The sequence below is a fragment of the Micromonospora sp. NPDC000089 genome (assembly GCF_042899365.1).
Classification (GTDB): Bacteria; Actinomycetota; Actinomycetes; order Mycobacteriales; family Micromonosporaceae; genus Micromonospora.
Map to the genome: position 1 here is coordinate 288,251 of NZ_JBIAZT010000006.1, position 13,406 is coordinate 301,656.

At 74.0% G+C, this 13,406-nt stretch carries 8 protein-coding genes; 2 read left to right on the plus strand and 6 right to left on the minus strand.

The genetic code is table 11. The annotated features are described in order from the left end of the window. Window positions 1–79 precede the first annotated feature (79 nt). Entirely contained in the window at window positions 80–2,977 is a 2,898-nt protein-coding gene (locus tag ACFY3U_RS14280) for a glycoside hydrolase family 48 protein (protein WP_387200644.1), read from the minus strand. An 866-nt stretch (window positions 2,978–3,843) separates the two neighbouring features. On the opposite strand from ACFY3U_RS14280, the gene ACFY3U_RS14285 reads away from it, so the two are divergent. Further along, a complete protein-coding gene (locus ACFY3U_RS14285) occupies window positions 3,844–5,331 on the plus strand; it encodes a GH1 family beta-glucosidase (RefSeq protein ID WP_387200381.1) in 1,488 nt (495 codons plus the stop codon). Between the two features lie 64 nt (window positions 5,332–5,395). On the opposite strand, the gene ACFY3U_RS14290 is transcribed toward ACFY3U_RS14285, so the two are convergent. From ACFY3U_RS14290 to ACFY3U_RS14300, 3 genes are all read right to left on the minus strand, one after another. Then, a complete protein-coding gene (locus tag ACFY3U_RS14290; protein ID WP_387200647.1) occupies window positions 5,396–5,809 on the minus strand; it encodes a roadblock/LC7 domain-containing protein in 414 nt (137 codons plus the stop codon). 5 nt (window positions 5,810–5,814) lie between these two features. Then, a complete protein-coding gene (locus ACFY3U_RS14295) occupies window positions 5,815–8,340 on the minus strand; it encodes a nitrate- and nitrite sensing domain-containing protein (protein ID WP_387200384.1) in 2,526 nt (841 codons plus the stop codon). A gap of 69 nt (window positions 8,341–8,409) precedes the next feature. Then, window positions 8,410–9,846, minus strand: a complete 1,437-nt coding sequence (locus ACFY3U_RS14300) for an FGGY family carbohydrate kinase (protein ID WP_387200386.1) — start codon at window positions 9,844–9,846, stop codon at window positions 8,410–8,412. Window positions 9,847–10,116: 270 nt separating this feature from the next. Here ACFY3U_RS14300 and ACFY3U_RS14305 point away from each other — a divergent pair, with 270 nt between their 5' ends. Continuing rightward, the gene (locus tag ACFY3U_RS14305; RefSeq protein ID WP_387200389.1) at window positions 10,117–12,033 is read left to right on the plus strand and encodes a chorismate-binding protein; all 1,917 of its coding nucleotides are present in this window, start codon (window positions 10,117–10,119) and stop codon (window positions 12,031–12,033) included. Between the two features lie 79 nt (window positions 12,034–12,112). Here ACFY3U_RS14305 and wrbA read toward each other — a convergent pair whose 3' ends face one another. Further along, the gene (wrbA, locus tag ACFY3U_RS14310; RefSeq protein WP_387200392.1) at window positions 12,113–12,733 is read right to left on the minus strand and encodes an NAD(P)H:quinone oxidoreductase; all 621 of its coding nucleotides are present in this window, start codon (window positions 12,731–12,733) and stop codon (window positions 12,113–12,115) included. Window positions 12,734–12,987: 254 nt separating this feature from the next. Then, the gene (locus ACFY3U_RS14315) at window positions 12,988–13,377 is read right to left on the minus strand and encodes a hypothetical protein (RefSeq protein ID WP_387200395.1); all 390 of its coding nucleotides are present in this window, start codon (window positions 13,375–13,377) and stop codon (window positions 12,988–12,990) included. Window positions 13,378–13,406 lie beyond the last annotated feature (29 nt).

Sequence of the window (13,406 nt, forward strand, 5' to 3'; positions counted from 1 at the left end):
CCGACCGGGCGATCCGCTCCCCCGGACCCGGTCGGCCTCCGGGTGGGTGACGCCGCGCCACCCACCCGGGAGGGTCACCTCACCCGTTGGGGAACAGGTTGCCGTAGTCGGCGTACGCCATGGCCACGTCGGCCTGCGCCCAGAACCGGTGGTAGTTGAACGCCGGCTCGGCGCCGCCGTTCAGGTAGGCCTGCACCTTCGGCCAGTCGGGGTCGTTCTTGTAGAACGACCGGATGTCGAGGAAGCTCTTGCCCGCGGCGATGGCGTCGCCGTTGGGCATCTTCCCGGTCCAGCCGGCGGGGACGTAGAGACCCTGGCCGTCGGCCGCGTTGTAGACGTCGTCGAAGCGCTTGTAGTCGCCGCGCTTCTCGGTGGTCGACACGCCCTTGGCGTCGGCCGCCGCGGAGAGGGCGTCGAGCAGCCCCTTGGCGGTGTTCTTCGCCGACACGTCACCGGACTTGGCCGCGTACGCGATCAGGGTCCGGGCGTAGGCGGCGGCGACGCCGACGTCCTGGCCCTTGACGGTGACCTCGACGTGCAGGTTGCTGTTCGGCTGCGGGCTGGTCGGGTTCCAGTTGGCGGGCTGGCCGGTCCACTTCATGTCCGAGGGGATGGACCAGTTGGCGCCCAGCGTGGTGTTGGCGACGGCCCACGGCACCCACTTGTCGAGCAGCGCCTTGGCCTTGGCGTTGCCGGTCTGCAGGTACAGCTCCGCGATCCGCTGCATCGACCAGGCCTGCATGCCGAACCACTGGTTCGACGGCGGGTCGTTGTAGACCGGGTCGACGTCGTAGAACATGCCGTAGAAGGTGGCGGTGCCGGCCGGCGGCTGGGCGTAGCTGCCGTCCCAGCTGTTGGTGGCGCCACCGGCGATGCCGCCCTCGGCGGACTGCAGCCAGGTGTAGAACTCCAGCTGCCGGTCGAAGCTCTTCTGCCAGTCGGCGACCGCGGTCGGCGACTTCGGCTTGAGCTCCGGCACGTTGGTCAGCGCCCAGGCCGCGAGCGGGTTCTGGTAGCCGAAGTGGTTGTGGCTGGAGCCGATCCGCCAGGACCAGTTCTGCTGCGGGTCGTACGCGCCACCCCAGGCGTAGTACCAGGACATCAGGTAGTGCGCCGAGTCCTTGCCGCTGCCGGCCGGGCAGGTGCTCGCGCCGACACAGTTGCCGATCTTCTTGAAGTACTTGTCGAACATCGCGTACCGCAGATAGTCGCCCATCTTGGCGGCCTTGGCCACGGTGGCCGCCACGTCGGCCTCCTTGCCCTGCGCCTTGGCCCAGGTCAGCGCCCAGTACGCGGCCTGCACGGCGCGCGCGTCGGCGTCCGGGGCGTCGGTGTACTTCCACTGTTTGGCGGGCGCGTTGCCCTCCTTGACGAACAGGTCGAGGTAGCCGTACTGGCCGCCGTGCTTGAAGGTGTCGCAGGACGGCTGCGGGACGGTCTCCCAGACCGACTCCTGGGTGCCGCGCTGGAAGGTGTTGATGTACGCCGGCTTGGTGGTGCCGTCACCGCAGTGGCCGAAGCCGTAGGTGTTGTCGACGTCCAGCAGCCAGTGCATGCCGTAGATGTCGCCGGTGCCGTAGGTGCTCTGCAGCTCGGCGCGCAGCGGGTCCTGCCCGACCGGCACCGACGGTTGCAGCTGGGACGGGTACTGGTTGGGCAGGTTGTACTCGGCGGCGTACTGCGCCGTCCCCGGCGCGCCGGCGGTGGGCTGGTCTGAATGATTCGGAATTATATATTTCTCCATCACCGTCCAGGCGTTGTTGAACGGGGCCCAGTTCTGGGTGACCCGGCCGTACTGCGCCTCCAGCCAGAGCCAGAAGCTGAACGCCTCGCTGGTGGTCTCGTGGCCGTAGTCGGGGGCCTCGACGATCAGCGTCTCCACCGAGTGGTACGGCACGCCCTCGGGGCTGAAGTACCCCGAGTTCTTGATCTTGCCGTACTGGTCGAGGAACTTCTTGATGTACGCGTTGTCCCCGCCCGGGGTGTCGTTGTCGATCTCGGTGGCGGTGATCGCCAGCGGGGCGAGGCCGGTGGCCGAGGCGGTGATGGTGGCGGTACCGCCGAGCGTGTCGGCGTCCTCGGCCGCGGCGACCGTGAGGGTCGCGCCGGTGTTCCAGTTGGTCGGCGTCAACGTCACGGTGGTCGGCGAGACCGTGATGTCGGCATCGCCGGTGCGGGTGAGCGTGACCGGCACGTTGCCGGTCGGCGCGGCGCTGAGCTTGAGGTTGACCGCCGAGCTGCCGCCCTCGGCCACGCTGACCGCCGACGGGGTGGCGACCAGGGTCGGGCCGGTGGCCGGGCTGACGGTGAACGACTTCTCCGCCACCCCGATGCCGTTGGCGTTGTCGTACGCCTTGGCCTGCACGGTGTAGCTGCCGGCCGGCAGACCGGCGAGGGTGTAGCCGTACGGGGCGGTGGTGTCGGTGTTGACCAGCAGGCCGTCGCGGTAGAACTCGACCTTGCTGATGGTGCCGTCCGGGTCGCTGGCGGTGGCGGTCAGCGGCACGTCGGCCGGGGCGGTGAACGGCCCGGCCGGCAGGCCGAGGGAGACCGTCGGCGGCTGGTTGGCCGGGGTGCCGTTGCAGGGCACCCCGTTGAGGGTGAACGCGGTGGGCTTCGGGTTGCTGCCGCTGTAGGAGCCGTTGAAGCCGATGGTGGTGGACGCGCCGGTGCCGAGGCTGCCGTTGTACGACTCGTTGGTCGCGGTGACCTCGCTGCCGGTCTGGCTCCACTTCGCCGACCAGCCCTGGGTGAGCCGCTGGGAGCTGTTCGGGAAGGAGAACTTCAGCGTCCAGGCGTTCACCGCGTCACCCAGGTTCTTCACGGTGACGTTGGCGGTGAAGCCGGTGTTCCAGTCGTTGGTCGCGTACACCACGTCGCAGGCCGGGGCGGCCTGGGCGGCGCCGGCGGGCAGGGTGATCCCGCCGATCGCCAGTGCGGTGGCGGCGAGCATCGCCGTGCGGCGACGTCTGGCCAGGATTCTCATGAAGGCGGTGTCTCCTCGAACCGGGCCGGGGCCGGTAGGCCCCGGCAGGGGCGCCTCCACGCGCGGATCAGGGGGTGCGCGGGGGACGGAGGCGCCGGGAAGGTGGTCGGGGACCGGCCGGCTGCGGGGCAGCTCGGTCGCCGTGTCCTGGGGTGCCGTCCGGTGGACCGGATGCCCTCGGCGACCCGCGGCTCGCGCTCGCTTGGCTCCACGCGTTGGTTCGACAGTCTGCCATGGAAGCGCTCCCACGGCAATGCCCACTCGTCGAATGCAGATCCATGTTTCGATCTCGTGTAGGGGCTTTCACAAAGGCGTGACGGGCGTTACAGTCGCTGCATCGGTCGATGGGAGCGCTTCCATCGACCGATGTGAGAAATGACGACCGTAGCCCGCCCGGCTGCGGATCCGACCCGGAAGACTGACGGCGGGCCAGCCCGGACGCCGCCGCCAGTCACACCCCCAGCGCTGGAGGGAGGTGGAACCAGAGCCACTCGCGTGGCCCGGCTCCCGCGCGACACGCACGGCCGGACGCCAATCCAGACGTGCGTGTGTGCAACACGGTTGGGGACGGGGGTTGCCCTCCCCCGTCCCCACACTAAACCCGTCGTACCCGACGGGAAAAGAGGCCGACCGGACCGGCATGCGCCGTCGTCCCGGCCGGCCTCGCCGACTATCCGGCCCCCGCCGACGGCCCCGCCCCGGCCGCGCCGTCGCACCGCCACTTCCCCCATCCCGGCCGCCCGCCGCGGCCCTCTAGGCTGACGGTTCCACCCCCATGGCGGGCGGAGCGCCGCAGACCTGCGCTGGGAGCGCTCCCGGTCCGTCGGGGTGGACCCGCACCCTGAGGAGAAACGCCCATGTCGATGCTCACCCAACGGCGGCTGCTGCGCCGCGCCGCGCTCTCCGCCACCGCCCGGGCCGGCCGCCCCGCCCCCGCCGGTGGCGGCACACCGGTCCCCGCCGGCGCCACAGCCGCCGACCCCACCGCGTCGCCGGACGCCGAGCCGACCGCCGGCCCCGCCACCGACCGGCTGCGCTTCCCGCGGAACTTCGGCTGGGGCGCGGCCACCTCGGCGTACCAGATCGAGGGCGCCGCCAAGGAGGACGGCCGGGGCGAGTCGATCTGGGACACCTTCAGCCGCACGCCCGGGCGGGTCCGCAACGGCGACACCGGCGACGTGGCCGCCGACCACTACCACCGCTGGGCCGAGGACCTGGACCTGATGCGTGACCTGGGGCTGCGCAGCTACCGGTTCTCGATCTCCTGGCCCCGGATCCAGCCCGACGGCACCGGCCCGGCCAACCAGCGCGGCCTGGACTTCTACCGCCGCCTGGTGAACGGCCTGCACGAGCGCGGCATCACCCCGATGGTCACCCTCTTCCACTGGGACCTGCCGCAGGCCCTGCAGGACGCCGGCGGCTGGGAGAACCGGGACACCGCCTACCGCTTCGCCGACTACGCCGACGCGGTCTTCCGCGGCCTCGGCGAGCAGGTCCCGGTCTGGCTGACCGTCAATGAGCCCAAGACCGTGGTGCAGAACGGCTACCTCTTGGGGCATCACGCGCCCGGCCGGCAGGACCCGGACGCGGCGTACCTGGTCGCCCACCACCTGCAGCTCGCCCACGGGCTGGCGGTCCGCGCGCTGCGCGCCACCGGCTCGACCGCCCGGATCGGCCCCGCGTTCAACCTGCACCCCTGCTACCCCGCCGACGACAGCGCCGCGGCCGCCGCCGCCAGCCGCCTCTACGACGGGTACGAGAACCGGCTCTACCTCGACCCGGTGCTCACCGGCGCCTACCCCGCCGACGTGCTGGCCGACCTCGGGCCGGACAGCCGGATGGTCCGCGGGGTCCGCGACGGCGACCTGGCGCTCATCTCCAGCCCGGTCGACCTGGTCGCCGTGCAGTACTACACGCCGATCTACGTCACCGCCGACGGCGGCACCGTCGAGCGCTGGCCCACCTCCGAGGCCGAGTGGCAGCAGATCTACCCGCAGGGGATGTACGACATCCTCACCCGGGTCACCCGCGACTACGGGCCGGTCCCGCTCACCGTCACCGAGAACGGCCTGCCCTGCCCGGACACCCTCGACGCCGACGGCACCGTCGACGACGCCGGCCGGATCGCGTTCCTGCGCGACCACTTCGCCGCCGCCCACCGGGCGATCGCCGACGGGGTGCCGCTGGAGAGCTACCACGTGTGGTCGCTGCTGGACAACTTCGAGTGGGCCGAGGGGTACGAGCAGCGCTGGGGACTGATCTATGTGGACTATCCGACGCAGCGGCGCGTCCTCAAGCGCAGCGCGCACTGGTACCGCGAGGTGATCGGCGCCAACGGAATGTGACGCCAGCGGCCGGGGCAACCGGCCGGCCCGGCCGGACCGCGTGGGGGCGGTCCGGCCCGGCGGCTCAGCGGGGCAGGGCCTGCTGCAGCTCCGCGCGCAGCGCCGGGGTGAGCATCTCGCCGGCCTGCTTGGCCAGCCGCGCCATCTCGTAGCCGACCACGCCGATGTCCGCGTCGGCGCCGGCCAGGGTGGCCAGGATCGACCCGTCGCGGATCTGCATGACGAGGAAGTAGCCGCGCCCCATCTCGACGACCGTCTGCTTCACGATGTCGCCGTCGAACATCTGCGCCGCCCCGGCGGTGATGCTCATCAACCCCGAGGTGACCGCGGCCAGCTTGTCCGCGTTGTCGCGGGGCAGGTGCGCCGAGATCGCCACGAGCAGCCCGTCCGACGAGACCACCACCGCGTGCGCCACCCCCGGCACCCGCTCCGCGAACGCGTTGACCAGCCAGCTCAGGTCCCGTGCCTCCTGGCTCAGTGTCATCACTGTCGTCCCCCCTCACCGCGGCCACCGTCCGGCGGCAGCGCTATCTCCGTGGTCTCCTCGGCCTCCGCCCGGCGTACGCCGCTGTAGAGACGCGACAACATCCCGCCCACCGCCTCCGGGTCCGGGTCCGACCGGGCCGGGCCGGCGGTGGGCCGGGCCGGCTCGGTGACGGCCGACAGCTGCGCCATCGGCACCCGTACCGGCAGACCGCGCTCGTTGGTCCCGGCCGTCACCGGGGTGGCCGGCGGGGCGGGCGTCGACCCGCCGGCCACCGCCGGCGAGCCCGCGGCCGGCCCCTGCCGCGACCACCAGCCGGAGCCGGTGGCCGGCGGCGCCGACGCCGGTGCCAGCACGTCCTCCGCCCGCATCGGCACCGGCCGGGTCGCCGCCGGCTCGGGTCGCCGCCCCGCCACCGGCAGCTCCGCGCGCCGGGTCGGCACCCGCGGCCGCGCCGCGTCCCCGGCCCGGGCGGCCACCGCGGCGGTGAGCATCCGGGGCTCCGCCGGCTGGTCCAGCTCGGCCGGGGGCGCCGCCGCCAACAGGGTGGCCGGCAGCAGCACCCGGGCGGCGAGGCCGTCCCCTGCGGCGGCCAGGCGCACCCGCACGCCGTGCCGGGCGGCGAGGTGGCTGACCACGAACAGGCCCATCCGCTCGACGGCGCCGACGTCGGCCGCGGGCGGGGCGGCCAGGACACCGTTGGCCTCCGCCAGCGCCGCCGGGCTCATCCCCAGCCCCTGGTCGAGGATCTCCACCACCGCCCCGCCGCCCTCGGCCCACGCGGTCACCCGGACCACCGTCTCCGGCCTGGAGAACGCGGTCGCGTTCTCCAACAGCTCGGCCAGCATGTGCACCAACTCCCCGACGGCGTGCCCGACCACAAAGAGGTCGGCCACCGACTCGTGGCGCACCCGCTGGTACTGCTCGATCTCGGCGCTGGCGGCCAGCAGCACCGCGCCCAACCCGACCGGGCGGTTCCAGCGCCGGGTCGACTCGGTGCCGGCCAGCACCAGCAGACTCTCGTCGTTACGGCGCATCCGGGCGGCCAGATGGTCCAGCTTGAACAGGTTCTCCAGCTGGTCCGGGTCGGCCTCCTCGCGTTCCAGGTCGTCCAGCAGCTCCAGCTGCCGCTCCACCAGCACCTGACTGCGCCGGGCCAGGTTGACGAACATGGCGTTGACGGTACGGCGGGTCTCCGCCTGCTCCACCGCCACGCTGACCGCGCTGCGGTGCACGGCCACGAACGCCTCGGCCAGCTCGCCGATCTCGTCCAGCGACCGCACCAGCGGCGGCGGCACATCGATCGTCGGGGTGCCCCGGTCGATCGCCCGCAGCCGCTCCAGCGCGTGCGGCAGCTCTATCTGCGCGATGCGCAGGGCCTGACCGCGCAGCGCCTGCAGCGAGTTGGCGATCGACCGGCCGATCAGCAGGGCGAGCAGCACCGCGAGCCCGAGCACCACCACGATGCCGCCCACCACCAGCAGCGTGGTGCGCAGCTGGTCGGCGCTGACCTCGTCGGCCTGCGCCACGGCGTCGTCGAGCACCTCGCTCTCCAGCTGCCGCAGCAGCTCCTGCCGCTGTTCGCTGGCCGCCCACCACTGCGCGGCCGGCAGCACCGCCGGCTGGGTCGTGCCGCCGGGCAGGCTCTTCTCCTCCAGGCCGGAGGCGGTGACGAAGGCCGGGTCCCGCGAGGTCCGGTCGTAGCGGGCGATCTGATCGCCGGTGGCGGCCACCCGGAAGGCTCCCAGGGCGGCCAGCTGCTGCGCCCGCAGGTCGGTCAGGGCGACCTGGTCGTCCAGCTCGTACCGGCCGGCGCGGGCGGCCTGGTACAGCTGGGCCCGGACCCGGGAGGACAGCTCCTTCACCCGGGCCAGCTGCACGTAGCGCAGCACCGCGTCGTTCAGCTCCGGGTGCTCCTGCCCGGGCGTCGGCTCCGCCAGCAGGGTGAGCAGCGCGTCGACCGACCGGTGGTAGTTGCTGAGGATGGTGTCGCTGCTCAGCACGGCCGGCATGATCGCCGACCGGATGTAGACCACCTGGTCGTACGCCTCCAACGCCTCGGCGTACGCCACCCGCCAGGCGGCGTCGGCGTCGGCGAGCGGGCCGGCCGCCGTCCGCAACTCGGCGAAGGCCTGGTCGGTGGCGGCCTGCAAGGGCTGCAGGGCCGCCGTGGCCGCGGTCCGGGCGGCGGCGCCCTCGCCGCGGCGCAGCCCGGCCAGCTCACCCGCCGAGCGGTCCCGCTCCTGCTGGAGACGGTCGACGGCGGTGCTGATCTGCCGGCCGATGCCGACCTGAGCGGCGAAGTCGCCCAGCGCGGTGGTCCGCCCGACCAAGCCCGCGGTCTGCACCCCGGCCAGCACCAGGAACGCCACCGAGGGGATCACCAGCACGGTGGCGAGCTTGGTCCGCACCCGCCAGTCGCGCAGCCGCAGCGGCGAGCGCCGCCGGTGCACCAACACCCCGTCGTCGTACGGGTGGCGACGGGTCGACTCGGCATCCCGGCCGTCCTCGCCAGCTGCGTCCACCCCGGCCTCCTCGGTCCCCGTTCCCCACGCCGGGGAGCGGGGTCCATCCAACCAGGCGGGCCAGCGGTGTCAACGGGCCGGCGGCCGCCGGTCCTCGGCGGGCCGGCCGGCGCTCCCCGTGGCCGAGGACGCCGGCGCCGGGTCACGCTCGGTGCCGTCCGCCTCGGCGAGCCGGCCCGCCTCCGCTACCCGGCCGAGCGCCACCAGCGCCGCGCCGGTGGCGCCGATCTCCGGCTCGGCGCGGTGCCGCACCTGCCGGGGCGCGAGCGCCGCCGCGAAGGCGCCGCGCCACCAGGCCGAGGCGGTCACCGCTCCCCCGCCGAGCACCACGTCCACCGGCGCGCCGACCGCGGACTCCAGCACGGCGAGGTCGTCGGCCACCATCCGGCACAACCCGTTCATCAGGCCGGCCAGCAGCTGCACCGAGGTGGTGGTGAAACGCAGCCCGCTCAGCTCGCCGGTGCCGGCCGGCGCGAGGCCCGGCGGCCGGTCCCCGCCCAGCCGCGGATTGGCCGGTACGCCACCGTCCGGCGGGATCCGGGCCAGGGCGGCCTCCAGCTGCGGCCCCTCGGGCAACCGCAGCTCCCGGTTCGCCCAGGCGAACAGGTTCCCACCGCAGGAGTACGCCGCCCCGGTCACCACGTGCTCGTGGTCGACCCGGTACCGCCAGAGCTCGTACGGCAACGGCGGCAACGGCGTCCCGGCAGGAACCCGCTGCACCAAGCGCACCGCGGCCGACGTCCCCACGGTCACCGCGGCCCGCCGCTCGTCCACGCACCCCGAGCCGACGTTGGACGCCGCCCCGTCGCCCACCGGCGCGGCCCAGCGTGCCTCGGCCAGCTGCGGCCAGCGCCGGGCGTGCTCGGGGCTCAGCCGCCCCCGCCAGTCCATCGGCGCCAGCTCGGGCAGCTCGCCGGGACGGGCCCCGGCCAGCTCGGCGGCCTCCGCGTCCCAGTCCAGCGTGCGCAGGTCGAGCAGGCCGGTGCCGGAGGCCATCGAGACCGACATCGGCGCCGAGTCGAGCAGCCGGCCCAGCGCGTACTCGACCAGGCCGGCGAACCGGGCGACCGGGGCGCCGACCCGGTCCCGCAGCCAGGGCAGCCGGACCGACCAGTAGCACCGGTGCCACCACGCGCCGGTGCGCAGGTGGAAGGCCTCCGGATCGGCCGGGCCGGCCGCGCCGGCCGGCGGCTCCGGCCGAGTGTCCAACCAGGTCAGCACCGGCCCCAGCGGGTCGCCGGCGCGGTCCAGCGGCACCACCGAGTGCCACTGGGCGGAGACCGCGACCAGCCGCACGTCGGTCAGGTGACCGCCCTCGGCCAGCTCGTCCAGGCACTCCACCAGGCAGGCCAGGTAGCCGGCGGCGTCCAGGGTGCCCGCGCCGTCGTCGCCGACGCTCAGGCGCACCTTGCGGCGGGCCAGCGCGCCGGGCAACGGCTCGGCGTCGCCGTCCAGCACGAGACCGCGTACCGAGGAGGTCCCCAGGTCGAGCGCGAGAGTGTTCATCGCCGGTCACGGTACCCGGCGGCGGGGTCGGCGAAGCGTCCATCGACGCCGGACCGGTCGCCCGGATCCGGCGACGGCTTCCGCGCCCGAACCGCCTCGCGTACGCTCGGCGCATGCTCGCGTACCCGTCCTGCTGGTGGCCCGCCGACCCGGCGGCCACCGTCCACGCGTAGCTCTCACCCACGCGGCCGCCCGACGAGGCGGCCGCCGGTCCTCCCCGGTTCCTCCGGCCGCCCCGACGGGCGCCGCCCAGGCCGGAGGAGAAGACCGATGACCCGCCCGTACGACCTGCTCACCGCCGCCGCCGGCGGCGCCGACGTCGGCCCGTTCGCGCTGGTGCGCCGCGCCGGCACCGACCAGCTCGAGCTGTTCACCGGCACCGTCGGCGTGGCCGCCCGCCTCGCCGACCTGCCCGTGCCGGACGACACGACCAGCCCGGCCACGCTGGCCCTGGTGCCGTACCGACAGATCACCGAGCGGGGCTTCGAGTGCCGCGACGACGGCACCCCGCTGCAGTACCTGCGCATCGCCGAGCGGGCCCGGATCGGCCTGGCCGACGCCGTCGCCGCGCTGCCGGCCGACCCGGTGGTCACCACCGGCGCCGCGTTCGACGTCGACGACGAGGCGTACGCCCGGATCGTGCAGCGGGTGCTGGCCGAGGAGATCGGCCGCGGCGAGGGCGCGAACTTCGTCATCCACCGCACGCTGCGGGCCCGGGTGCAGGGTGACCCGCTGCGCGCGGCGCTGTCCGCGCTGCGCCGGCTGCTGCACGACGAGCGGGGCGCCTACTGGACGTTCCTGGTGCACACCGGCACCCGGATCCTGGTCGGGGCCAGCCCGGAGCGGCACGTCAGCGTGGCCGACGGGCTGGTGATGATGAACCCGATCAGCGGCACCTTCCGGCACGCCGGGGCGGCCCCGGACCGGGACGCCCTGCTGCGCTTCCTCCGCGACCCCAAGGAGGTGGAGGAGCTGTACATGGTGCTCGACGAGGAGCTGAAGATGATGGCATGCGTCGCCGAGCGGGGCGGGCAGGTCGTCGGGCCGTATCTGAAGGAGATGGCGCACCTGACCCACACCGAGTACCTGCTGGCCGGGCGGGGCACCCGGGACGTCCGGGACGTGCTGCGGGAGACCATGTTCGCGCCGACGGTGACCGGCAGCCCGATGGAGAACGCCTGCCGGGTGATCGCCCGGCACGAGCGCACCGGCCGCCGCTACTACTCCGGCGTGCTGGCCCTGCTCGGCCGGGACGACGCCGGGCGGCAGACGCTCGACGCGCCGATCCTGATCCGCACCGCGGAGATCTCCCCGGACGGCGACCTGCGGGTCCCGGTCGGGGCGACCCTGGTGCGGCACTCCACCGCGGCCGGCGAGGTGGCCGAGACGCACGCGAAGGCCGCCGGGGTGCTGGCCGCGCTCGGCCTGGGACCGGCCGCACGTGAGCCGGGCAGTGAACCCGAGCGCTCCCTCGCCGACGACCCCGAGGTGCGGGCCGTGCTCGCCGCGCGCAACACCTCGCTGGCCCGGTTCTGGCTGGAGCAGCGGGAGCCGGGGGCGACCGTGCTGCCCGGGCTGGCCGGCCGGCGGGCGCTGATCGTGGACGGCGAGGACACCTTCACCGGGATGCTCGCCCACCAGCTCACCGCGCTGGGCCTGGCGGTGGCCGTCCGGCCGTGGCACCGGCCCGGCCCGCTCGACGGGTACGACCTGGTGGTTGCCGGCCCGGGGCCGGGCGACCCGGGGCGGGTCGACGAGCCGAAGATGGCGGCGCTGCGGACGCTGCTGGCCGGGCGGCTCGACGCCGGCCTGCCGACGCTGGCGGTCTGCCTGGGGCACCAGCTGCTCTGCGGGCTGCTGGGGCTGCCGCTGCACCGCCGGGGGGCGCCCTACCAGGGGCTGCCCCGGGACGTCGACGTGTTCGGCACGCCCCGCCGGGTCGGCTTCTACTCGACGTTCACCGCCCGCGCCGACACCGACCGGATCGGCACCCCGTACGGCCCGGTGCAGCTGTCCCGGGACCCGGCGGACGGGGCGGTGCACGCGCTGCGCGGGCCGGGCGTCGCCGGGGTGCAGTTCCACCCGGAGTCGGTGCTCAGCCGGGACGGGATGGTGGTGCTGGCCGAGCTGCTCGGGCACCTGCTGGCCCGGCCGGTCGGCGCGCAGGCCGCGGCGGATCGCGGGTAGCGCGGAGGCGACCGGCGGCCCGGGCGGGTCCGAGTGCTCTCGCCCGGCCACCGGTCGCCCCGGCGGCGGGTCGGCTACCTCAGCCGGCCGCCATGCCCTTCTTGACGATGCCGGCGATCTGCACCGCACGGCGCGCGGTCAGCGCGCTGGCGTTGCGGGCGACGTCGTCCGGGGCCGTCTCACCGTTGTTGCTGGTGTGCGAGGCGCCGTACGGGTTGCCGGCGGTGAACTGGCTGGGGTCGGTATAGCCGGGGGTCACCACGATGCCACCCCAGTGGTAGAAGACGGTGAACAGCGAGGTCAGCGTCGTCTCCTGGCCGCCGTGCGCGGTGGCCGTCGAGGTGAAGGCCGAGTAGACCTTGTTCGCCAGCGCGCCCTGCGCCCAGAGTGGCCCGGTGGTGTCGATGAACTGCTTGAGCTGCGCGGCGATCATGCCGTAACGGGTGGGGGATCCGAAGATCACCACGTCGGCCCAGGACAGGTCGTCGAGCTCGACCTCCATCACGTCCTGGGTCTCCAGGCGGTGCGCCTGCCAACCGGAGTTCGACCGGATGGCCTCCTCCGGCGCCAGCTCGCGTACCTTGCGCAGGCGCACCTCGGCGCCCGCCTCGCCGGCGGCCTCGGCGGCCGCCTGCGCCATCTGGTACGTGATGCCGGTGGCGCTGTAGTAGATGATCGCTACCTTGACCTGGCCGTCCATCAGACGTATTCCTCTCGATCGGGATCAACTCGCGACTACCCATTGCTTGCGTCGTCAAACATCTCACTGTCCGGCTCAAGATTTGCGCAAGTTCCGGACGCGACGATCCCGTCGGCGGACCGCGACCGGGATCCTGGTCGCACGGCGTCGGGGGGAACGAGGCCACCGCCGGCTCCGGGGGGAACCCGCACGGGGGGATCGCGCGACGCCGGCGAGGCGGCCGGCGTGGCGCGATCAGGGCACCGGCCGCCGGCTCACTTGCCGAGCTTGTCGCGCAGGTCGTCGACGCCGCTCTGGATCCGGTCCACCGCGCCCTGGTTGTTGACGAACGTGGTGATCCCGGCGGCCAGCGCCAGCCCGAGCAGGACGGCGAGCACGCTGAGCACCAGGCCGCCGATCGCCACGCCCCGGCCGGTGACGCCCGGGCGGGCGGCCATCCGCAGGCCGACGATGCCGAGCACGATCCCGACGATGCCGAGCACCAGGCCGATCCAGGCCAGGATGGCGGTCAGCACGCTGAGCAGCCCGGCCACCCCGAACACCAGGGCGAAGGTGGCGGCGGCGCTGGTCTTGGCCGCGGGCGCGGCGGTACGCCGGCCGGTGGCCATGCCGGCCCCGCGGGCCGGTTCGCTGGACGCGGTCATGGAGAACCTCCGTTCGTCCCGCGCCGCTT

Bases quoted from the DNA above. Each gene is read 5' to 3' on its own strand.
- ACFY3U_RS14285 (WP_387200381.1), top strand. From the start codon at position 3,844: ATGTCGATGCTCACCCAACGGCGGCTGCTGCGCCGCGCCGCGCTCTCC.
- ACFY3U_RS14305 (WP_387200389.1), top strand. From the start codon at position 10,117: ATGACCCGCCCGTACGACCTGCTCACCGCCGCCGCCGGCGGCGCCGAC.
- wrbA (WP_387200392.1), bottom strand. From the start codon at position 12,733: ATGGACGGCCAGGTCAAGGTAGCGATCATCTACTACAGCGCCACCGGC.
- ACFY3U_RS14315 (WP_387200395.1), bottom strand. From the start codon at position 13,377: ATGACCGCGTCCAGCGAACCGGCCCGCGGGGCCGGCATGGCCACCGGC.
- ACFY3U_RS14300 (WP_387200386.1), bottom strand. From the start codon at position 9,846: ATGAACACTCTCGCGCTCGACCTGGGGACCTCCTCGGTACGCGGTCTC.